The organism is Pandoraea thiooxydans, from assembly GCF_001931675.1.
GTDB classification, from domain to species: Bacteria; Pseudomonadota; Gammaproteobacteria; order Burkholderiales; family Burkholderiaceae; genus Pandoraea; species Pandoraea thiooxydans.
The window spans coordinates 3,657,065-3,678,747 of sequence record NZ_CP014839.1; the positions used below are offsets into that span (position 1 = coordinate 3,657,065).

Consider the following 21,683-nt stretch of genomic DNA (forward strand, 5'->3'; position numbering starts at 1 on the left):
CCGTATCCAGGAGACAATCCATGACCACCTTGCCCGGCCTCAAATTCGATCTCGGCGAAGACATCGACATGCTGCGCGACACGATCGCCAGCTTCGCGCAGAATGAAATCGCCCCGCGTGCGGCCGAAATCGACCGCACCGACCAATTCCCGATGGACCTGTGGCGCAAGATGGGCGAGCTGGGCCTGCTCGGCATGACCGTCAAGGAAGAGTTTGGCGGCTCGGCCATGGGCTACCTGGCACACATGGTAGCGATGGAGGAAATCTCGCGCGCCTCGGCCTCGGTCGGCCTGTCGTACGGCGCGCACTCCAACCTGTGCGTCAACCAGATCCACCGCAACGGCAACGCCGCGCAAAAGCAGAAATACCTGCCCAAACTGGTGTCCGGCGAGCACGTCGGCGCGCTGGCCATGAGCGAGCCCAACGCCGGCTCCGACGTGGTCAGCATGAAGCTGCGCGCCGACCGGCGCGGCGATCGCTACGTGCTCAACGGCACCAAGATGTGGATTACCAACGGCCCCGATTGCGACACGCTGGTGGTGTATGCGAAGACCGACCTGCAGGCGGGCCCGCGCGGCATCACCGCTTTTCTGGTCGAAAAGGGCATGAAGGGTTTCTCGGTTGCGCAAAAGCTCGACAAACTCGGCATGCGCGGTTCGCACACCGGCGAGCTGGTATTCGAGGACGTCGAAGTGCCGGAAGAAAACATCCTCGGCACGCTCGGCGGCGGCGTCAAAGTGCTGATGAGCGGACTCGACTACGAGCGCGCGGTGCTCGCCGGCGGCCCGCTGGGCATCATGCAGGCCTGCATGGACGTAGTCGTTCCGTACATTCACGAGCGCAAGCAGTTCGGCCAGGCAATCGGCGAATTCCAGCTGATCCAGGGCAAAGTCGCCGACATGTACACCACCTTGCAGGCGTGCCGTGCCTACCTCTACGCGGTCGGCAAGCAACTCGACACGCTCGGCACCGAGCACGTGCGCCAGGTGCGCAAGGATTGCGCGGGAGTGATCCTGTACACGGCGGAAAAGGCCACCTGGATGGCCGGCGAGGCGATCCAGATTCTCGGCGGCAACGGCTACATCAACGAATATCCGGTCGGCCGGCTGTGGCGCGATGCCAAGCTGTATGAAATCGGCGCCGGCACTTCGGAGATCCGCCGCATGCTGATCGGCCGCGAACTGTTCGCCGAGACGCTGTGAGGAGCCGCGATGCGGCGCTACAATCGACCTAGCGCCGCGTCCAACCTCAAGGCCCTCGATCGGTATGGCTCATTTTCCCAAACTGCTGTCGTCGCAGATCGCCTACGATGTGGCACGCACCATGCTGGATGGCTTCGACAAGCACTACCGGCTGTTTCGCGACGTCTCGGTCGACGCCAAGGCGCGCTTCGAGGCAGGCGACTGGCTGGGGCTGCAGACGCTGCAGCGCGAGCGCATCGCATTTTATGATCGGCGCGTGCAGGAGACGGTCGAAGCGCTCGAGGACGAATACGACGCCGAAGATCTCGAACAGGAAGTCTGGCAGCAGATCAAACTGCACTACATCGGCTTGCTGACCGATCATCGCCAACCGGAATGCGCTGAAACGTTCTTCAATTCGGTGAGCTGCAAGATCTTGCAGCGCGCCTATTTCAACAACAATTTCATCTTCGTGCGGCCGGCCATCGCCACCGAATACATCGAAAACGACGAGCCCGCCAGCAAGCCGACCTATCGCGTCTACTACCCTGGCCACACCGGCCTGGCGAGCACGCTCGAGCGCATCGTCACCAACTTCCAGCTCGAACTCCCGTTCGACGACCTGCCACGCGATGTCGGATACGTGATGCGCGCCATCGACGAGGAATTCGGCCGCTTCGACATCGCGCCGAACTTCCAGATCCACGTGCTCTCGTCGCTGTTCTTTCGCAACAAGGCCGCCTATATCATCGGACGCATCATCAACGGCGATCACCTGCTGCCGTTCGCCGTGCCGATCATGCACGACGCCGAAGGCAAATTGCGGCTCGACGCGGTTCTGCTGCGCCGCGAGCAGCTGCAGATCATTTTCAGCTTCACGCATGCCTACTTCATGGTCGATATGGAAGTACCGTCGGCCTATGTGCAGTTTCTGCGCACCATCATGCCCGGCAAGCCGAAGTGGGAAATCTACACTTCCGTCGGGTTGCAGAAGCACGGGAAAAATCTCTTCTACCGCGATTTCCTGCATCACCTGAAACACTCCAGCGACCAGTTCATCGCCGCGCCGGGTATCAAGGGCCTGGTGATGCTGGTCTTCACGCTGCCCTCGTACCCCTACGTTTTCAAGATCATCAGGGATCGTTTCGGCCCGCCCAAGGAGACCACGCGTGCGCAGATCAAGGCCAAGTATCTGATGGTCAAGCAGCACGATCGGGTGGGGCGGATGGCCGACACGCTCGAATACTCGAGCGTCGCTTTTCCGCTGTCGCGCTTCGACGAAACCCTGCTCGAGGAACTCAAGCGCGAAATTCCGTCGCTGCTCGAATTCGACGCAGACAAACTCGTCATCCGCCACCTGTACATCGAGCGCCGCATGACGCCGCTCAACCTGTGGCTGCAGCACGCCACCGACGACGCCATCGATCAGGCCATGCGCGAATACGGCAACGCCATCAAGGAACTGATGGCCGCCAATATTTTCCCTGGCGACATGCTGTACAAGAATTTTGGCGTCACCCGCCAGGGCCGCATCGTATTCTATGACTACGATGAACTCGAATACCTGACCGACTGCCAGATCCGCGCCGTGCCGGCGCCGCGCAACGAGGAAGAGGAAATGTCGGGCGAAGTCTGGTACAAGGTCGGGCCGCACGACGTATTTCCGGAAACCTTCGAGACCTTCCTGATGGGCGACCCGCGCGTGCGCAAGGCCTTCATGCGGTATCACCCCGATTTCTTCGACCCGGCCCTGTGGCAGGCGCACAAGGACAAAATCCTGGCTGGCCAAATGCATGACTTTTATCCGTACGATACGGCCCTGCGTTTCGTCAACCGCTACGAGACGGCCGCCGCGGCCGCCGCGGCCTAGACGACACGCCCATCTCCTCAATTGCCCAGGCCAACGCCATGACCCAACCGGAAAAATCACCCCTGATTCATTTGCTCGATGCCAATCGCGACTGGGTGGGCAGCGTCAACGCCGACGATCCGACCTTCTTCGAAAAGCTCGCGCGTCAGCAAGCGCCGGAATATTTGTGGATCGGCTGCTCCGACTCGCGCGTGCCGGCCAATCAGATCACGGGTCTCGCACCGGGTGAAGTGTTCGTGCATCGAAACATCGCCAACGTGGTCGTGCCAAGCGACCTGAACGCCCTGTCGGTGCTGCAATTCGCGGTCGAACTGCTCAAGGTGCGGCACGTCATCGTGGTCGGCCATTACGGCTGCTCGGGAGTCGGCGCGGCGCTCGACGGGCTGCGCATCGGCCTGGCCGACAACTGGCTCGGGCACGTGCGCGACGTGCATGCCAAGCATCAGGACCAACTCAGCACGCTGCCCAATCGCGACGCCCGTTACGACCGCCTGTGCGAGCTCAACGTGATCGAACAGGTCACCCACGTGTGCGCGACCACCGTTGTGCAGGACGCCTGGCTGCGCCGCCAGCCGCTCAGCGTGCACGGCTGGGTGTACGGCATTCGCGATGGCCTGGTGCGCGATCTGGGCATCAGCGTCGCGTCGAACGAGATGCTGCCGGCAGCCTATGAACGATGCGTCAACCATTTTTGCGCGGCGTAGGCCCCGGATGCGACCCGTGTCACCGACTGCAGCGCCCCGCGCCAACCCGCCAACCGAACTCAGGAGCCCCTCATGACCGACCCGATCGTCATCGTATCCGCCGCCCGCACCCCGATGGGGGCATTCCAGGGCGTCTTCAATTCAGTCACCGCGCCGCAATTGGGCAGCGCCGCGATCCGCGCCGCCGTCGAGCGCGCCGGCATCACGCCCGCGCAGGTCGACGAAGTGCTGATGGGCTGCGTGCTGCCCGCCGGCCAGGGCCAGGCGCCCGCGCGCCAGGCCGCGCTGGGTGCCGGGCTGCCGCTGGCCGCCGGCTGCACCACCGTCAACAAAATGTGCGGCTCCGGCATGCGCGCGGCGATGTTCGCTCACGACATGCTGCTGGCAGGCTCGTGCGACGTGATGGTCGCCGGCGGCATGGAGAGCATGACCAACGCCCCGTACCTGCTGCCCAAGGCGCGCGCGGGCATGCGCATGGGGCACGGGCAGGTCATCGATCATATGTTTTATGACGGCCTGGAAGACGCCTACGACAAAGGCCGCCTGATGGGCACCTTCGCCGAGGATTGCGCGCAGCAATACCATTTCAGCCGCCAGGCCCAGGACGAATTCGCGATCGCCTCGCTGCAGCGCGCCCAGCAGGCCAACCAGGACGGCAGCTTCTCCTGGGAAATCGCTCCGGTGACGGTATCCGGCAAAAAGGGCGACGTCGACATCGCGCAGGACGAGCCGCCATTCAAGGCCAACCTCGAAAAGATCCCCGGCCTGAAGCCAGCGTTTCGCAAGGACGGCACCGTCACCGCAGCCAATTCGTCGTCGATCTCCGACGGCGCGGCCGCACTGGTGATGATGCGCGAGTCCACCGCCGCGCGGCTCGGCCTCGCGCCGCTTGCGCGCATCGCCGGGCACAGCACCTTCGCGCAGGCGCCGGGGCTGTTCACCACCGCGCCGGTCGGCGCGATGCGCAAGCTGTTCGAGAAAACCGGCTGGCGCGCGGCCGACGTCGACCTGTATGAAATCAACGAAGCCTTTGCGGTGGTCACCATGGCCGCCATGCAGGAGCACCAGTTGCCGCACGACAAGGTCAACGTGCACGGCGGCGCCTGCGCGCTCGGGCACCCGATCGGCGCGTCCGGCGCGCGTATCCTCGTCACGCTGCTCGGCGCGCTGCGCAAGCAGGGCGCCCGGCGTGGCGTGGCCAGCCTGTGCATCGGCGGCGGCGAAGCCACGGCCATGGCCGTCGAACTGATGTAACGCCGTCTGCCGCCATAACCAATGCCCCGCCCGAGGAGACTGTCGTGCTGTTGAGCCAGGAACACCAAATGATCCGCGACGCCTTGCGCACCTTCGTGCGCGAGACCATCGCGCCGCAGGCCGCCGCCTGGGACCGCGAGGGCACCTTCCCGAAAGACGTGCATCGCCAGCTGGCCGAACTGGGCGCCTACGGCGTGGCCGTGCCGGAAGCCTACGGCGGCGCCGGCCTCGATTATTTGGCGCTGGCGCTGATTCTCGAGGAAATCGCCGCCGGCGACGGCGGCACCTCCACCGTCATCAGCGTCAACAACTGCCCGGTGTGCAGCATGCTGATGTCGTTTGCCAGCGAGGCGCAAAAGCAGCAATGGCTGGTACCGCTGGCCCGCGGCGAGAAACTCGGCGCGTTCTGCCTGACCGAGCCGCACGTCGGCTCCGACGCCGCGGCGCTGCGCACCACCGCCACGCGCGATGGCGAGCACTACGTGCTCAACGGCGTCAAACAGTTCATCACCAGCGGCAAGCACGGCGACGTGGCGATCGTCATGGCCGTCACCGACAAAAGTGCCGGCAAGCGCGGCATCAGCGCGTTCCTGGTGCCGACCGACACGCCCGGCTACATCGTCGCGCGCCTGGAGGAAAAACTCGGCCAGCATTCGTCGGACACCGCGCAGATTCTGCTTGAAAACTGCCGGATCCCGGTGGCCAACCGGCTCGGCGAAGAAGGCGAGGGCTATCGCATGGCGCTGTCCGGTCTCGAAGGCGGGCGTATCGGCATCGCCTCGCAGGCCATCGGCATGGCGCGCGCGGCGCTCGAGGCCGCGCTGGCCTATGCCAAAGAGCGGGAGAGCTTCGGCCAGCCGCTGTTTCAGCACCAGGCCGTGCAGTTCCGCCTGGCCGACATGGCCACCCAGATCGAGGTCGCGCGCCAGATGGTCTGGCATGCCGCCGCGCTCAAGGATGCCGGCTTGCCGTGCCTGAAGGAAGCGGCGATGGCCAAGCTGTTCGCCTCCGAGATGGCCGAGCGGGTCTGCTCCGACGCGATCCAGGTGCACGGCGGCTACGGCTATGTCAGCGACTTCCCGGTCGAGCGCATCTACCGCGACGTCCGCGTGTGCCAGATCTACGAGGGCACCAGCGATATTCAAAAAATCCTGATCGCGCGCGCACTGGCGCAGTGATCGTTCCATGACCCGAACCCCACCGACCAGGACGCCGTCATGACTGCCACCTCCGCCATCGATTTTTATTTCGACTTTTCATCGCCCTACGGCTATTTCGCCAGCACCGTGATCGACCAGCTTGCCGCGCGTCACGGGCGCAGCGTGCAATGGCATCCGATCCTGCTTGGCGCGATCTTCAAGACCACCGGCATGCAGCCGCCGGTGCAATATCCGCTCAAGGGCGATTACATCTGGCACGACTTCGCCCGCAGCGCGCGCTTTCACGATATTCCCTATCGCCGCCCCAGCCGCTTCCCGCTGCCGACCCAGGCCGCCGCCCGGGCCACGCTGTGGGCGCGCGAAGCGCTCGGCAGCGAGCGCGCCGTGACGCTGGCCAGGGCCATCTACCGGGCGCTGTTCGTCGACGACGTCGATATCAGCGAGCCGGCCGAGATCGTCAAGATCGGCGCGGCGCTGGGCATCGACAGCGGCGCGCTCGAACAGGGCATGCAGCAGCCCTCGATCAAGGAGCAACTCAAGACCGGGGTCGAGCAGGCCATGGCGCGCGGTGTGTTCGGCTCGCCCTACGTGATCGTCGACGGCGAATCCTTCTGGGGCTTCGATCGCTTCGCGCAGATCGAAGCGCTCCTGCAAAACGGCAAGATCTGACGCCCGCCCATGGTCCGCCCGAACCCGAGCCCGCCAGCCACGCCCCTGGAGTGCCCCTGTGGCGGGGGCCGTTATGCCCAATGCTGCGCCCGCTTCATAGACGGCGGCGAGTTGCCGGCAAGCGCCGAACAGCTGATGCGATCACGCTACACCGCCTATGTGCTGGCGCGCGGCGACTACCTGCGCGCCACCTGGCACGCCAGCACCGCGCCGGCCGAACTCGGCTTCGACGACGCCACGCGCTGGCTCGGCCTGCAAATCAGGCAACACGTGCAGCACGATGCGACACATGCCGAAGTCGAGTTCGTCGCGCGCTACAAAGTCGGCGGCCGCGCCTACCGGCTGCACGAACGCAGCCGCTTCGAACGCGTGCCGCCCGGAGAGGGCGGGCGCTGGCTCTATCTCGACGGCACCCTATTCGACTAACCTCCACCTCATTTCAGACTCAGGTTTTTGCCATGCCGATCATCGAAAGCAAGCTCAATCCGCGCGCCGAGGAATTCCAGCGCAATGCCGCCGCCATGCAGGCCGTGGTCGACGATCTGCGCGCCAAGGTCGCCGCGTTGGCCGGCGGCGGCGGTGAAGCCGCCCGCAAGAAGCACCTCGCACGCGGCAAGCTGCTGCCGCGCGATCGCGTCCAGCAACTGCTCGATCCGGGCACGCCGTTTCTCGAATTCTCGCAACTGGCGGCCTACGACATGTACCGCAACGAAGCGCCTGGCGCGGGCGTGATCACCGGCATCGGCCGCGTGGCCGGCCACGAATGCGTGATCGTATGCAACGACGCAACGGTCAAGGGCGGCACCTATTACCCGATCACGGTGAAAAAGCACGTGCGGGCACAAGAGATCGCCGAGCAAAACAACCTGCCGTGCATTTATCTGGTCGACTCGGGCGGCGCCAATTTGCCGAACCAGGACGAGGTGTTTCCCGACCGCGATCATTTCGGCCGCATCTTCTATAATCAGGCCAACCTGTCGGCGCGAGGCATTCCGCAGATCGCCGTGGTGATGGGTTCGTGCACCGCGGGCGGCGCCTACGTGCCGGCCATGAGCGACGAGTCGATCATCGTCAAGAACCAGGGCACCATCTTTCTGGGCGGCCCGCCGCTGGTCAAGGCCGCCACGGGCGAGGAAGTCAGCGCCGAGGATCTCGGCGGCGGCGACGTGCATACGCGGCTCTCGGGCGTGGTCGACCATTTCGCGCAGAACGATGCACATGCGCTGGCGATCGCGCGCGGCATCGCGGCCAACTTCAATCGCGTCAAGCCGGCCCAGATGGCCGTGCGCGCGCCGGTCGAGCCGCATTACGATCCGCGCACCCTGTACGGCGTGATCCCGGCCGACACGCGCAAGCCGTTCGACATCCGCGAGATCATCGCGCGCATCGTCGACGGTTCGGAGTTCGATGAATTCAAGGCACGCTACGGCACCACGCTGGTGTGCGGCTTCGCCCATCTGTGGGGCTATCCGGTGGGCATCGTCGCCAACAATGGCATCCTGTTCTCGGAGTCGGCCCAAAAGGGCGCGCACTTCATCGAACTGTGCTGCCAGCGCAAGATCCCGCTGATCTTCCTGCAGAACATCACCGGCTTCATGGTCGGACGCAAATACGAGAACGAAGGCATCGCCAAGCATGGCGCCAAAATGGTCACCGCGGTGGCCACCGCGCAGGTGCCCAAGCTCACCGTCATCATCGGCGGCTCGTTCGGCGCCGGCAACTACGGCATGTGCGGGCGCGCCTATTCGCCGCGCTTTTTGTGGATGTGGCCCAACGCGCGCATCTCGGTGATGGGCGGCGAGCAGGCCGCTTCGGTACTGGCGACCGTCAAGCGCGACGGCATCGAGACCAAGGGCGGGCACTGGAGCGCCGACGAAGAAGAGGCGTTCAAGGCGCCGATTCGCGAGCAATACGAAAAACAAGGCCACCCCTACTACGCCAGCGCGCGGCTGTGGGACGACGGTGTGATCGATCCGGCCGACACCCGCACGGTGCTCGGCCTCGGGCTGTCGGCCGCGCTCAACGCGCCGATTCCCGACACCCGTTTCGGCGTGTTCCGCATGTAAGCCGGCCTCGCCCCACGTTCTCTTATCGACAGGACATCCCCCATGCAACTCGAGACCCTGCAGATCGCCATCGACAACCACGTCGCCACCGTCACGCTCAACCGCCCGGCGGTGCGCAACGCCTTCAATGAAACCGTCATCGAGGAACTGACCGGCGCGTTTCGCGCGCTGGGCGCGCGCGAGGACGTGCGCGCCATCGTGCTGGCGGCCGACGGCCCGGCCTTTTGCGCGGGCGCCGACCTCAACTGGATGAAAAAGATGGCGGGCTACTCCGACGAGGAAAACCGCGCCGACGCGATGACGCTCGCGACCATGCTCAACACCATCTACACTTGCCCCAAGGCGGTGGTCGCGCGCGTGCAGGGCGATGCCTACGCCGGCGGCTGCGGCCTGGTGGCCGTGTGCGACATCGTGGTGTGCGCCGACAGCGCGCATTTCTGCATTTCCGAAGCGAAGCTCGGGCTGAGCCCGGCGACCATCAGCCCGTACGTGATCCGGGCCATCGGCGAGCAGGCCGCGCGGCGCTACTTCATCACAGCCGAGCGCTTCGACGCGGCCACCGCCCAGCGCCTGGGCCTGGCGCACGAAGTCGTGCCGGCCGACGGGCTCGATGCGGCCGTGCATGCCATCACCCGCACGCTGGCCGAGAACAGCCCGAATGCCGTGCGCGAGTGCAAGCGGCTGGTGCACGACGTCGCCGGGCGTGCGCTCGACACCGCGCTGATCGCCGAGACCGCCGAGCGTATCGCACATATGCGCGCCTCGGACGAAGGCAAGGAGGGCGTGCGCGCGTTCCTGGAAAAGCGCACGCCGTCGTGGCGCGCATAGAGCGATGTCTTAAAAAAATTTCACGGCGCGGCGCGCGGGAGATGCCGAGCAATTGGTACCGGATTTTGCAAATATCGAACCATCTTCCGTCAATTCTTTTTATTTTTTGCTAATTTGCCGTCAAACTGGCCTATTGATCGTTTTCGGATGCATCCATAACATGCCCCCATTCACTCTGCTTCGCCTCCCGGTTCGCCCGCTGCGCCTGTACGCGCACAGCGGGACGTGCCGGCGCCGTCCTGGCCGGCGGAGCGGGCTTTCGGGAGTCAACCATGGACGCTAATTCCAATACCGGCTGGCGCGAGCGCAGCCTGCGGCACGTCTGGCACCCCTGCACGCAGATGAAGCAGCAGGCCGAACTACCGCTGGTGCCGCTGAGCCGCGGCCAGGGCCCCTGGCTTTATGACATGGCCGGCCAGCGCTATCTCGACGCCATCAGTTCCTGGTGGGTCAATCTGTTCGGGCATGCCAATGCGCGCATCAACGCGGCACTCGTCGAGCAGCTCGCCACGCTCGAGCACGCCATGCTGGCCGGTTTCACGCACGCGCCGGTCGTCGAGCTCTCCGAGCGCCTGGCGGCGCTCACCGGCGAGGCGCTCGGCCATTGCTTCTACGCCTCGGACGGCGCCTCGGCGGTCGAGATCGCGCTGAAGATGAGCTTTCATTACTGGCGCAACCACGGCCAGACCGACAAGCGCGAATTCGTCTGCCTGCGCAACGGCTATCACGGCGAAACGCTCGGCGCGCTCGGCGTCACCGACGTGGCGATCTTTCGCGACGCCTATGACCCGCTGCTGCGCCACGCACACGTAGTCCCCTCGCCCGATGCGCGCGACGCGCGTGAGGGCGAAAGCGCGCGCGAGGTCGCGCAGCGCGCGGCCGACGAACTCGAGGCGCTGCTGCAGGCACGCCACGGGCAAATCGCCGCGCTGATCGTCGAGCCGCTGGTGCAATGCGCCGCCGGCATGGCGATGTACGACACACATTACCTGACGCTGGTGCGCGCGCTGTGCGACCGCTACCAGGTGCACCTGATCGCCGACGAGATCGCCGTCGGCTGCGGACGCACCGGCACCTTTTTCGCCTGCGAGCAGGCGCAGCTGTGGCCTGACTTCCTGACTCTGTCCAAGGGCATCAGCGGGGGCTACCTGCCGCTGTCGCTGGTGATGACCACCGACCGCATATACGACGCCTTCTATCACGACGAGACGGTGCGCGGCTTCCTGCACTCGCATTCGTACACCGGCAACGCGCTGGCGTGCCGGGCCGCACTGGCCACCCTCGACATCTTCCGCGACGACGACGTACTCAACGCCAACCGCGTCCGCGCGGCCCGGCTCACCGCCCTGCTCGCGCCGCTCGCGACCCATCCGCGCGTACGGCACTTCCGCCAGCGCGGCATGATCTGGGCCTTCGACGTCGCGCTCGACACGCCGGCCGAGGCCTCCGCCTTCGCGCGGCGCTGCCACGCAGCGGCGCTCGCGCGCGGCCTGCTGCTGCGCCCGATCGGCAACACCGTCTATCTGATGCCGCCGTATGTGCTCGACGACGACGCCCAGACCTGGCTGGCCACCCAAACACTGGCGGCATTGACCGACACACTCGAGGCGCACTGACATGCAATTACTGGACTCCCTCGAACAGGGCCTGCAGGCGCTCGACGCGCAACACCTGAGGCGCCGCCGGCGCACCGCCGACACCCCGTGCGCGCCGCACGTGCAGGTCGACGGGCGCGCCATGCTGGCTTTCTGCAGCAACGACTACCTGGGTCTGGCCGCCCATCCGGCAGTGACCGCCGCCTTCGCCGAGGGCGTGGCGCGCTACGGCGCCGGCAGCGGCGCATCGCACCTGATCAGCGGCCATGCGCGCGCCCACGCGCAACTCGAGGAACGGCTCGCGGCCATCATGGCACCCCACCTGGAGCAGGCCCGGGCACTGTATTTCTGCACCGGCTACATGGCCAACCTGGCGGTCTTGAGCGCCCTGGCCGGCAAGGACGCGGCGATCTTCTCCGAAGCGCTCAACCATGCGTCGCTGATCGACGGCGCGCGACTGGCGCGCGCCGAGGTGCACGTGTACCCGCACGGCGACACCGGTGTGCTGGCCGAACAACTGGCCGCGTGCCGGGCCAGCACCAAGCTGATCGTCACCGACGGCGTATTCTCGATGGACGGCGACATCGCGCCGCTGCGCGAGCTGCTGGCGCTGGCCGAACGGCACGGCGCCTGGCTGGTGGTCGACGATGCGCACGGCTTCGGCGTACTGGGCGACCAGGGTCACGGCGTGCTGGAGCACTTCGGCCTGCGCTCGCCGCATCTGGTGCTGATGGGCACGCTCGGCAAGGCGGCCGGCGTGGGCGGCGCGTTCGTCGCCGCGCATGCGACGGTCATCGAATGGCTGGTCAACCGCGCGCGGCCCTACATCTTCACCACGGCCGCAGCGCCCGCCCAGGCCCACGCCCTGCTCACCAGCCTGGACATCATCGAAGGCGACGAAGGCCGCAGCCGACGCACGCACCTGCAGGCGCTGATCGCGCAACTGAAGGACGACCTGCGCCTGCGTGGCTGGCAGCACATGGCCTCGCCCACCGCGATCCAGCCGATCGTGCTGGGCGCCAACGAGCACGCGCTGCGCGCGGCCGCCGCGCTCGACGCCGCCGGCCTGTGGGTGCCGGCGATCCGCCCGCCCACCGTGCCGGCCGGCACGGCCCGCCTGCGCGTGACGCTGTCGGCCGCGCATACTGCCGACGACGTCGGGCGGCTCGTCCAGACGCTCAACCAGCTCAACGCGGAGATCTGAAATGGGCGCCAAACACGCCTTTTTTGTCACCGGCACCGACACCGAGATCGGCAAGACACTGACCTCGGCGGCCCTGCTGCACGCCTTCGCCCGGCGCGGCCTGTCGACTGTCGGCTATAAATCGCTGGCCGCCGGCGCGACACAGCGCGAGGGCCGCTGGGTCAACGAAGACGTCGAACTGCTCAGCCAGGCCAGCAGCGTCGCGCTGCCGCCCGAGCGGTACTGCCCCTACGTACTGCACGACGCCACCGCTCCGCACATCGCCGCGGCCGGCGAGGGCATCGCGCTCGACCCGGCAGTGATCCGCGCCGGCTACGCACAGCTCACGACCCTGGCCGATGCGGTCATCGTCGAAGGCGTGGGCGGCTTTCGCGTGCCGCTCACCGACACGCTCGACACCGCCGACCTGGCGATGCAACTCGGCCTGCCGGTGGTGCTGACGGTGGGCATCCGGCTGGGCTGCATCAGCCATGCGCTGCTCACCGCCGAGGCCATTGCCGCGCGCGGCCTGCGCCTGGCCGGCTGGGTCGCCAATCAGGTCGACCCGGCCATGCGCCACGCGCAGGCCAACGTCGAGACGCTGGCCGCGCGGCTCGGCGCGCCGCTGCTTGGTAACATCCCCTATCTGCCCCACCCGGATCCCGCCACCGCGTCCGGCTACCTCGACATCGCCCCGCTGCTGGCCGAACAACTTTGAACCAAGGAACTCCCATGCAAACTCACGCCCACACCGCCACCGCCCACCAGGACGAACTGCGCAAGAACGCCACCGCGTGGCGCACCGCCGACGTGCTGGCGCTGTTCGAACTGCCGTTCGCCGATCTGATTTATCGCGCCCAGCAGGTGCATCGCGAGCATTTCGACGCCAATGCCGTGCAGCTCTCGACGCTGCTGTCGATCAAGACTGGCGGCTGCCCGGAAGACTGCGCCTACTGCCCGCAATCGGCACGCTACGACACCGGCGTCGAAGCCGACAAACTGATGCCGCTCGACGAAGTGCTGGCCGCGGCGCAACGCGCCAAGGACAACGGCGCGACACGCTTTTGCATGGGCGCGGCCTGGCGCTCGCCCAAGCCGCATCACCTCGAGGCAGTGCAGGACATGGTGCGCGGAGTCAAGGCGATGGGGCTGGAGACCTGCGTCACGCTCGGCATGCTCAAGGAAGGCCAGGCCGAAGAACTCAAGAACGCCGGCCTCGACTACTACAACCACAACCTCGATACCGCGCCGGAGTTCTACGGCCAGATCATCACCACCCGCACCTACCAGGACCGGCTCGACACGCTCGATCGCGTGCGCGAGGCCGGCCTCAAGGTGTGCTGCGGCGGCATCGTCGGGCTGGGCGAATCGCGCCGCGAGCGGGCCGGGCTGATCGTACAGCTGGCCAACATGGACCCGTACCCGGAATCCGTGCCCATCAACAACCTGGTGCAGGTCGAAGGCACGCCGCTGGCCGGCAGCGAAGCGGTCGACCCGTTCGAGTTCGTGCGCTCCATCGCGGTGGCGCGCATCACCATGCCGCGCGCCATGGTGCGCCTGTCGGCCGGGCGCGAGACCATGGACGACGCGCTGCAGGCGCTGTGCTTCCTGGCCGGCGCCAACTCGATGTTCTACGGCGACCAGTTGCTGACCACCGGCAATCCGCAGGCCGAGGCCGACCGCCAGCTGCTGGCGCGCCTGGGCATGCACGCCAGCACCGAGGCGCAATTGAGCGAGCGGCTCGGCGAAGCGGGTTCGTCCGACGGGTGCGGCGCGGCCTGCGCATCCCACTGAGCCCGAGATACCCCCTGCGTTGAAAACGACTGGAGACGACATGTTCGACAAGATCCTGATTGCCAACCGCGGCGAAATCGCCTGCCGCGTCGCGGCAACCTGCCGCCGCCTCGGCATCAAGACCGTAGCGGTCTATTCCGACGCCGACGCGCAGGCCAAGCACGTCGCGGTTTGCGACGAGGCCGTGCATATCGGCGGGGCGGCCGCGCGCGACAGCTACTTGCGCGTCGACGCGGTGATCGACGCGGCGCGGCGTACCGGCGCGCAAGCGATTCATCCGGGCTACGGATTTCTGTCGGAAAACGAAGCGTTCGCCGCCGCATGCGCGAGCGCCGGACTGGTCTTCATCGGCCCGCCGGTCGAGGCGATCCGGGCAATGGGCAGCAAAAGCGCCGCCAAGAGCCTGATGGAGCACGCCAACGTGCCGCTGGTGCCGGGCTACCACGGCGCCGAGCAGGCGCCCGAATTCCTGCAGGCGCAGGCCGACGAGATCGGCTATCCGGTCCTGCTCAAGGCCAGCGCCGGCGGCGGCGGCAAGGGCATGCGGGTGGTCGAGAGCGCCGCCGACTTCAAGGCCGCGCTCGCCTCGTGCCAGCGCGAGGCGCAAAGCAGCTTCGGCGACGACCGCGTGCTGCTGGAAAAATACCTGACCCGGCCGCGCCACATCGAAATCCAGGTGTTTGCCGACATGCACGGCAACTGCCTGTACCTGTTCGAGCGCGATTGCTCGGTGCAGCGCCGGCACCAGAAGGTGCTCGAGGAAGCGCCGGCCCCGGGCATGACCGAACAGCGCCGCCGCGCCATGGGCGAAGCGGCGGTGGCTGCCGCGCAGGCGGTCGGCTACGTCGGCGCCGGCACGGTCGAATTCATCGCCAACCAGGACGGCTCGTTCTATTTCATGGAAATGAACACGCGCCTGCAGGTCGAGCATCCGGTGACCGAAATGATCACTGGCCTGGATCTGGTCGAATGGCAATTGCGCGTGGCCGCCGGCGCACCGCTGCCGCTGCGCCAGGAAGAGCTGCGCCTGCACGGGCACGCACTGGAGGCGCGCGTCTACGCGGAAAACCCCGACAACAACTTCCTGCCCTCGACCGGCACGCTCAAATACCTGCGCACGCCCGCGGCAGTCGCTTTCGAGCGCGGCGCGCATGGCAGCGACCCGGCGCCGGTGCGGATCGACGCCGGCGTGCGCGAGGGCGACACGATCTCGCCGTTCTACGACCCGATGATCGCCAAGCTGATCGTCTGGGGGCGCGACCGCGCCGAAGCACTGGCGCGCATGCGCCAGGCGCTCGCCAAGTATCGCGTGGCCGGGGTGGCCACCAACATCGCATTTCTCGACCGGCTGGTGGCCAGCGAGCCGTTCGCCACCGCCGATCTCGACACCGGGCTGATCGAGCGGCACCACGATGCGCTGTTTCCAGCCGCCCAGCCAGTGCCGGCCGCCGCGCTCGCGCTGGCTGCCGCGGCCCTGCTCGAGCGTGAGCAGATCCGCCAGCGCAAACAGTATCTGGACAGCACCGATCCCCACTCGCCGTGGCATCAGCACAACGGCTGGCGCCTGAACGGCCATTACGAGCGGACCCTGCAGTTCGACCAGGACGACACACGGCACGACGTGGTGCTCGCCTATCTGGGCGACCACAGCACCCTGGCGGTGGCCGGCCGCACGCTGCCCTTCGCGTACCGCCATGAGCAGGGTGCCCTGCAGCTGACACTGGGCGACACGCGCACGCAGGGCCACGTGCATGTCGACGGCGCGACCTACCACGTGTTTTACGAGGGACGTCACTGGACGCTGCAATGGCATGACCCGCTGGCCCAGCAGGCGGGCCACGAGGGCGGCGAGGGCAAGCTCACCGCGCCGATGCCTGGCAAGGTCATCGCGGTGCTCGCCGAGAAAGGCGGCAAGGTCACCAAGGGCATGCCGCTGATCGTGATGGAAGCCATGAAAATGGAGCACACCATCAGCGCGCCGGCCGACGGCGAAATCGACGAAGTGCTGTACGGTGTCGGCGAGCAGGTGCAGGAAGGCGCCCAGTTGCTCTCGCTCAAGGCGGCCGAGTAATTCTCCAGCGTTAATTCGCCCGCCCCGACAGCTCCGAAATACGCAGAGCAGTCTGGGGCGGCACATAAGACACTTTAGAAAATTTTTCAGACATCTCTCTGATTGCGCCGGCCCGCCACCCGAGCGCAATCTGCCGTTTCAGCGTCAGCGCTTCGATCTGAAGCGGGTCGCCAGCACTTTCACCAGGCTGGCGACCAGCGCCTGATCTTCCGAGTTCATTTTGCCCACCGCGCGCGCGATCGCCACCATCGGCTCGTTGGGGTTGCCATACGGGGTGAGCACCTGCTCGACCCGCAGGCTGCTGTTGTGCTCGAAGTTGAGCAATTCGGCGGGCGCGACGTTCAGCGTATCGGCCAGCACGCAGATATTGACCAGCGCAACGTTGCGCAGGCCGCGCTCGATGCCGCCCACGTAGGAGCGCGCCAGTCCGCTTTCAAGGGCCAGTTTTTCCTGCGACCAGCCACGTGCCTTGCGGAACATCGCCAAGCGTTGACCAAACAATTTGAGAGGATCTTGATCCATAAGCCGTTGTGCGACGAGAGGCTCCACAGGCTAAGAACTTGCTCAACACAATACGACGCCTTTTGTTAAGACACACTATAAGTAACAATTTTTACGGCATCAATTTACCCACACAAAGTCCCCGAACCCCTTGAAAGGCCGGTAAACTGATGGCGGCATCGTCAACGGCTACATCTTTGCCATCCATAATAGGCCGCTCCATCGGCAACAATTTGATTGCCGCATGGTCAATGCCAAACCGCCGCCAGGCCGGACTCCACGTCGAGTGCCGGCACGCGGCCGTCGTTGTGCACCGCTCCCCCCGCGGCCCGCATGGCTGTCTCAATGACCATCGCGCAGGGAATCTCATCATGTTCACGCCGCTGTCCTCGCTTTGCCATAACCCGCTGTTCACCCTGAACTGCCACGCCGATCTCGCGCAACATTTGGGCACACCCAGCCCCGCCGCACAGGCCGAGGAGATCGACGCCATCGACGCGCCCTGCCGGCAATGGATCGAGGCTGCGCCATTCGCGCTGCTGGCCACGGCCGGCCCGGCCGGACTCGATTGCTCGCCGCGCGGCGGGTCGCCCGGCTTCGTGCAGGTGCTCGATACGCAAACCCTGATCGTGCCGGAGCATCCCCGCAACCATCGCATGGACAGCCTGCGCAACCTGCTCGCCGATCCCCGCATGGCGCTGCTGTTCATGATTCCCGGCATTGTGCAGACCCTGCGCGTGAGCGGCCGCGCGACCCTCTCGATCGATCCGGTCCTGCTCGGCACCTGCATCGCCGAAGACCAGCCGCCCAAGGTGGTGCTGGTGATAAACGTCGAGCGAGTCCTCTTTCAATGTGCCGGGGCCGTGCGGCGGGCCGGTTTGTGGGGTTTGGATCGGCTCGCTGCGTCGGGCACGCTGCCGAGCGACTAGCAGCCGCTTGCGGCCGCATCGGCTATGCTTCGGGTCTGACCGACACCTTGCAGGATGCGCCGCCCCCTCATGGCACTCAAAGCCACCATCTATAAAGCCGACGTGCAAATCGCCGACCTCGATCGGCAGTATTACCAGGATCACGCGCTGACCATCGCCCGCCATCCGTCCGAGACCGACGAGCGGATGATGGTGCGCCTGCTGGCCTTTTTGCTGCACGCGCACGAGCACCTGAGCTTCGGCAAGGGCTTGAGCACCGCCGACGAGCCCGACCTCTGGCAACACGACCTGACCGGCGCGATCGCCTGCTGGATCGACGTCGGCCTGCCCGACGAGCGGCGCCTGAGCAAGGCGTGCGGGCGTGCCGAGCGCGTTTACGTCTATGCCTACGGCGGGCGCGCCGCCTCGGTCTGGTGGGAGCAGAACGCCGGCAAGCTGGCGCGCACCGAACGGCTGACCGTCAGGCTGCTGAGCGACGACGACCTGGCCACGCTGGGCGGGCTCGCGCAGCGCAACATGCGCCTGCAATGCACCATCCAGGACGGCAGCGTGTGGCTCTCCGACGGCCAGCAGAGCGTGCCGGTCACGCCCGAGACGCTGCTCGCGCCACGCGCCGATCATTAGCGTCCCGCGTCCGGCCGGCCTTTGTTACACTTGACGTATACGTCATATATGCCGCCCGCTTGGGCCATCCCCGCTTCGTTATGGATATCCTGATTTACAGCCCCGAAGAGCAGTGCCAGCGCTGGGTCGCCGGCTTTGCCGCCGCGCTGCCCGAGGCGCGCGTGCGGGCCTGGACGCCGGGCGAGCGCGGGCATGCCGACTACCTGATACTGTGGCGGCCGACCGCCGACGTGCTGCGCCATCGCCAGGGACTCAAGGCAGTCTTCAATCTGGGCGCCGGGGTCGACGCCGTGCTGGCGCTGCTGGCGCAGGAGCCCGGCCTGCTGCCGCCGGAGGTGCCGCTGGTGCGGCTCGACGACGCCGGCATGGGCGCGCAAATGGTCGAGTACGTCACGCATGCGACGCTGCGCTATTTCCGCCGCTTCGACGCCTACGACAGACAACAGGCCCAGGGCGTCTGGCAGCCGCTCGTGCCTTACCCGCGTGAACAGTTCGCCATCGGCCTGCTCGGGCTGGGCACGCTGGGCGCACAGGTGGCCACGGCACTCGCCCGATTCGGTTTTCCGGTGCGCGGCTGGAGCCGCACGGCCAAGACCCTGCCCGGCGTGACCTGCTTTGCCGGCGCCGCCGGACTTGGCGATTTTCTTGCCGGCACGCGCGTGCTGGTCAATCTGCTGCCGCTCACCGCCGATACCGCCGGGCTGCTCGATCGCCGCGTGTTCGACCGGCTGGCCCGGGGCGCGTACCTGATCAACGTGGCGCGCGGCGAGCACCTGGCCGAAGACGACCTGCTGGCGGCGCTGCGCAGCGGGCAACTGGCCGGCGCGACGCTCGACGTGTGCCGCACCGAACCGCTGCCCGCCGGGCATCCGTTCTGGCATACGCCGGGGTTGACGCTGACGCCGCACATCTCGGCACTGACGTTGCATGAAGAGACGATCGAACAGATTTCGCGCAACATCCGCGCCATGGAGCGCGGCGAGCCGCTCGCCGGCGTGGTCGACCGGCAACGCGGCTATTAGAGGCCATGCATGACAGACATTGCGCCCGGCGTCCGCCGGCGCGCCGAACAGGAGGCAAATATGAGTGCGACGCAGTTACCCCGGCAGGTCAAGGTCATTGAAGTCGGACCGCGCGACGGCCTGCAGAATGAGAAGCAGCTGGTGCCGCTGGCCACCAAGATCGAACTGGTCGACCGGCTCTCGGCCGCCGGGTTCGCCAACGTCGAGGCCGCCTCGTTCGTCTCGCCCAAGTGGGTGCCGCAAATGGCCGACGGTGCCGAGGTCATGGCCGGCATCGCGCGCCGCCCCGGCACCATCTACTCGGTCCTCACACCCAACATGAAGGGCTTCGAGGGCGCGCTGGCCGCGCGCGCCGACGAGGTGGTGATCTTCGGCGCCGCCAGCGAAGCGTTCTCGCAGCGCAATATCAACTGCTCGATCGCCGAGAGCGTGGCCCGCTTCGCACCGGTCGCGCGTGCGGCCAAGGACGCCGGCCTGCGCCTGCGCGGCGCGATCTCCTGCTGCCTGGGCTGCCCCTACCAGGGCGAGGTGCCGGTCGCCGCGGTGGTCGACGTGGTGCAACGTCTGCAGGCGCTGGGCTGCGACGAAATCGACATTGCCGACACCATCGGCGTGGGCACCGCCGGGCAGACGCGCACGGTCATCGAGGCGGCCGCCAAGGTATTCCCGATCGAGCGCCTCTCGGGCCATTTCCACGACACCTACGGGCAGGCACTGGCCAATATCTACGCGGCGCTGCTCAGCGGCATCACGATTTTCCATTCGTCGGTGGCCGGCCTGGGCGGCTGCCCCTATGCCAAGGGCGCGACCGGCAACGTCGCCACCGAAGACGTCCTGTACCTGCTGCAGGGCCTGGGCATCGAGACCGGCATCGACCTCGAGCAGGTCGTCGAGACGGGCGACTTCATCTCGCAGGCGATCGGGCGCGCCAACGCCTCGCGCGCCGGCCGCGCGCTGCTCACCAAGATGCGCGATCGGGCCGCAGCCGCCAGCGCATGAATCCAGCCAGCACGCTTGCCATGAATATCGATACCTCCCTGCCCGAGAGCGCGCAACGGGTCGCGCGCCTGCTCGCCGAAGCCGGTCACGACAAACCGGTGGTGATGCTGCCGCAAACCGGCAAAACCTCGGCCGAAGCAGCCGCCGGCCTGGGCTGCGACGTGGCCCAGATCGCCAAGTCGATCATCTTCCGGCGCGCCGCCGACGACGCCCCGGTGCTGGTCATCGCCAGCGGGGCCAACCGGGTCGACGAACGCAAGGTCGCCGCGCAGGTCGGCCCGCTGGCCAAGGCCGATGCCAAGTTCGTGCGTGACAAGACCGGCTATGCGATCGGCGGCGTGTGCCCGATCGGTCATTTGACGCCACCGGTGATGCTGATCGACGCCGATCTGTTCGCGCTCGACAGCCTGTGGGCCGCCGCCGGCCATCCCCATGCGGTGTTCAACCTGAGTCCGCAGCAGCTCGAGGCGATGACCGGCGCGCCGGTGGCCGACGTCGCGCTGCGCGACTGACCGATCCTTTCCTTAACCTTTTTACTGGAGATTCGCCGATGCAAGCTGCCCTGCAACCCGGCTTCGCGTTCGAGTGGACTTACCAGGTGCCGCGCAAGGCCCTGGTGCCCGAGCTGTACGACGACATTGCGCCATGCCGCGAGATGCCGGCGGTGCTCGCCACCGGCTACATGGCCGGCATCATGGAATGCGCCTGCCTGCAGGCGATCCAGCCGTACCTCGACTGGCCGCAGGAGCAGTCGCTCGGCACGCTGATCTCGTTCTCGCATCTGGCCGCCACGCCGGCCGGCGACACCCTGCGCATCCAGGGGCGGCTGGTCGAGATCGACGGACGCCGGCTCAAATTCGAAGTCGAAGCCTGGGACGGCCTGGACAAAATCACCGAAGGCGTGCACGAACGCATGCTGGTCGATAACACGCGCTTTCACACCAAACTGCGCGAGAAGGCCGACAAGCTCGGCCTGGCCATTTAATACGCCGCGCCGCATGTCGTCCCGCCCCGCCGCGCCACCGCAAGTGCCGCAGACGCCGCCCGCTTCGCCGGTGCCGTCGCCCTGCACCAATATCTGCCGGATGAACCCGGCCACCGGCTGGTGCGAAGGCTGCTGGCGCACGCTCGACGAGATCGCCGCGTGGTCGGCGCTCTCCGAGGCAGCCAAGCGCGACGTGTGGCAAGCACTCGACGCCCGGCGTGCGCAGCATGCGCGCGAATCCTCCTGAC

General features: G+C 66.6%; 22 protein-coding genes. 21 read left to right on the forward strand and 1 reads right to left on the reverse strand.

Features of this window, described 5'->3' with window-relative positions:
- The first annotated feature begins 20 nt into the window (after positions 1-20).
- The 14 genes from PATSB16_RS16800 (at position 21) to PATSB16_RS16865 (ending at position 16,375) form a co-directional block, all read left to right on the forward strand.
- Positions 21-1,202, forward strand: coding sequence for an isovaleryl-CoA dehydrogenase (locus PATSB16_RS16800; RefSeq protein WP_047215204.1), 1,182 nt, complete (start codon positions 21-23; stop codon positions 1,200-1,202).
- A 64-nt stretch (positions 1,203-1,266) separates the two neighbouring features.
- A complete protein-coding gene (gene aceK, locus PATSB16_RS16805; protein ID WP_047215205.1) occupies positions 1,267-3,051 on the forward strand; it encodes a bifunctional isocitrate dehydrogenase kinase/phosphatase in 1,785 nt (594 codons plus the stop codon).
- 38 nt (positions 3,052-3,089) lie between these two features.
- Positions 3,090-3,755: a carbonate dehydratase gene (can, locus tag PATSB16_RS16810; protein WP_047215206.1), complete on the forward strand. Its 666-nt coding sequence runs from the start codon at positions 3,090-3,092 to the stop codon at positions 3,753-3,755.
- A gap of 72 nt (positions 3,756-3,827) precedes the next feature.
- Positions 3,828-5,009: an acetyl-CoA C-acetyltransferase gene (locus PATSB16_RS16815; RefSeq protein ID WP_047215207.1), complete on the forward strand. Its 1,182-nt coding sequence runs from the start codon at positions 3,828-3,830 to the stop codon at positions 5,007-5,009.
- A 44-nt stretch (positions 5,010-5,053) separates the two neighbouring features.
- A complete protein-coding gene (locus tag PATSB16_RS16820) occupies positions 5,054-6,187 on the forward strand; it encodes an acyl-CoA dehydrogenase family protein (RefSeq protein ID WP_047215208.1) in 1,134 nt (377 codons plus the stop codon).
- Between the two features lie 39 nt (positions 6,188-6,226).
- Positions 6,227-6,838 carry a 2-hydroxychromene-2-carboxylate isomerase gene (locus PATSB16_RS16825; protein WP_047215209.1) on the forward strand — a complete coding sequence of 204 codons (612 nt, stop codon included), beginning with the start codon at positions 6,227-6,229 and terminating at the stop codon, positions 6,836-6,838.
- A gap of 9 nt (positions 6,839-6,847) precedes the next feature.
- Positions 6,848-7,264: a YchJ family metal-binding protein gene (locus PATSB16_RS16830; protein ID WP_047215210.1), complete on the forward strand. Its 417-nt coding sequence runs from the start codon at positions 6,848-6,850 to the stop codon at positions 7,262-7,264.
- 32 nt (positions 7,265-7,296) lie between these two features.
- A complete protein-coding gene (locus PATSB16_RS16835) occupies positions 7,297-8,904 on the forward strand; it encodes a carboxyl transferase domain-containing protein (protein WP_047215211.1) in 1,608 nt (535 codons plus the stop codon).
- 42 nt (positions 8,905-8,946) lie between these two features.
- Positions 8,947-9,732 (forward strand): enoyl-CoA hydratase/isomerase family protein, encoded by a 786-nt coding sequence (locus PATSB16_RS16840; RefSeq protein WP_047215212.1) that lies wholly within the window; start codon positions 8,947-8,949, stop codon positions 9,730-9,732.
- Positions 9,733-10,004: 272 nt separating this feature from the next.
- A complete protein-coding gene (gene bioA, locus PATSB16_RS16845; RefSeq protein ID WP_047215213.1) occupies positions 10,005-11,348 on the forward strand; it encodes an adenosylmethionine--8-amino-7-oxononanoate transaminase in 1,344 nt (447 codons plus the stop codon).
- A gap of 1 nt (position 11,349) precedes the next feature.
- A complete protein-coding gene (gene bioF, locus PATSB16_RS16850) occupies positions 11,350-12,531 on the forward strand; it encodes an 8-amino-7-oxononanoate synthase (protein WP_047215214.1) in 1,182 nt (393 codons plus the stop codon).
- Position 12,532: 1 nt separating this feature from the next.
- Positions 12,533-13,228 (forward strand): dethiobiotin synthase, encoded by a 696-nt coding sequence (bioD, locus tag PATSB16_RS16855; protein ID WP_047215215.1) that lies wholly within the window; start codon positions 12,533-12,535, stop codon positions 13,226-13,228.
- Positions 13,229-13,242: 14 nt separating this feature from the next.
- On the forward strand, positions 13,243-14,304 hold the full coding sequence (bioB, locus tag PATSB16_RS16860; RefSeq protein WP_072628676.1) for a biotin synthase BioB: 1,062 nt from the start codon (positions 13,243-13,245) through the stop codon (positions 14,302-14,304).
- A 40-nt stretch (positions 14,305-14,344) separates the two neighbouring features.
- Positions 14,345-16,375, forward strand: coding sequence for an acetyl/propionyl/methylcrotonyl-CoA carboxylase subunit alpha (locus PATSB16_RS16865; RefSeq protein WP_047215216.1), 2,031 nt, complete (start codon positions 14,345-14,347; stop codon positions 16,373-16,375).
- 144 nt (positions 16,376-16,519) lie between these two features.
- Here the strand turns inward: PATSB16_RS16865 and PATSB16_RS16870 are convergent, their stop codons facing one another.
- Entirely contained in the window at positions 16,520-16,897 is a 378-nt protein-coding gene (locus tag PATSB16_RS16870; RefSeq protein ID WP_047215217.1) for a helix-turn-helix domain-containing protein, read from the reverse strand.
- Between the two features lie 350 nt (positions 16,898-17,247).
- Between PATSB16_RS16870 and PATSB16_RS16875 the strand changes: the two genes are divergently transcribed.
- The 7 genes from PATSB16_RS16875 (at position 17,248) to PATSB16_RS16905 (ending at position 21,682) form a co-directional block, all read left to right on the forward strand.
- Positions 17,248-17,805 (forward strand): MSMEG_1061 family FMN-dependent PPOX-type flavoprotein, encoded by a 558-nt coding sequence (locus PATSB16_RS16875; protein ID WP_047216683.1) that lies wholly within the window; start codon positions 17,248-17,250, stop codon positions 17,803-17,805.
- 69 nt (positions 17,806-17,874) lie between these two features.
- Complete coding sequence (locus tag PATSB16_RS16880) at positions 17,875-18,429, forward strand: YaeQ family protein (protein ID WP_047215218.1); 555 nt, start codon at positions 17,875-17,877, stop codon at positions 18,427-18,429.
- 80 nt (positions 18,430-18,509) lie between these two features.
- Positions 18,510-19,451, forward strand: a complete 942-nt coding sequence (locus PATSB16_RS16885) for a 2-hydroxyacid dehydrogenase (protein WP_047215219.1) — start codon at positions 18,510-18,512, stop codon at positions 19,449-19,451.
- 60 nt (positions 19,452-19,511) lie between these two features.
- Complete coding sequence (locus PATSB16_RS16890) at positions 19,512-20,450, forward strand: hydroxymethylglutaryl-CoA lyase (RefSeq protein WP_047216684.1); 939 nt, start codon at positions 19,512-19,514, stop codon at positions 20,448-20,450.
- Positions 20,447-20,962 carry a YbaK/EbsC family protein gene (locus PATSB16_RS16895; RefSeq protein WP_047215220.1) on the forward strand — a complete coding sequence of 172 codons (516 nt, stop codon included), beginning with the start codon at positions 20,447-20,449 and terminating at the stop codon, positions 20,960-20,962. The genes PATSB16_RS16890 and PATSB16_RS16895 overlap by 4 nt, the downstream gene beginning before the upstream one ends.
- 38 nt (positions 20,963-21,000) lie before the next feature.
- Positions 21,001-21,435 (forward strand): thioesterase family protein, encoded by a 435-nt coding sequence (locus PATSB16_RS16900; protein ID WP_047215221.1) that lies wholly within the window; start codon positions 21,001-21,003, stop codon positions 21,433-21,435.
- Between the two features lie 13 nt (positions 21,436-21,448).
- The gene (locus tag PATSB16_RS16905) at positions 21,449-21,682 is read left to right on the forward strand and encodes a DUF1289 domain-containing protein (RefSeq protein WP_047215222.1); all 234 of its coding nucleotides are present in this window, start codon (positions 21,449-21,451) and stop codon (positions 21,680-21,682) included.
- Position 21,683 lies beyond the last annotated feature (1 nt).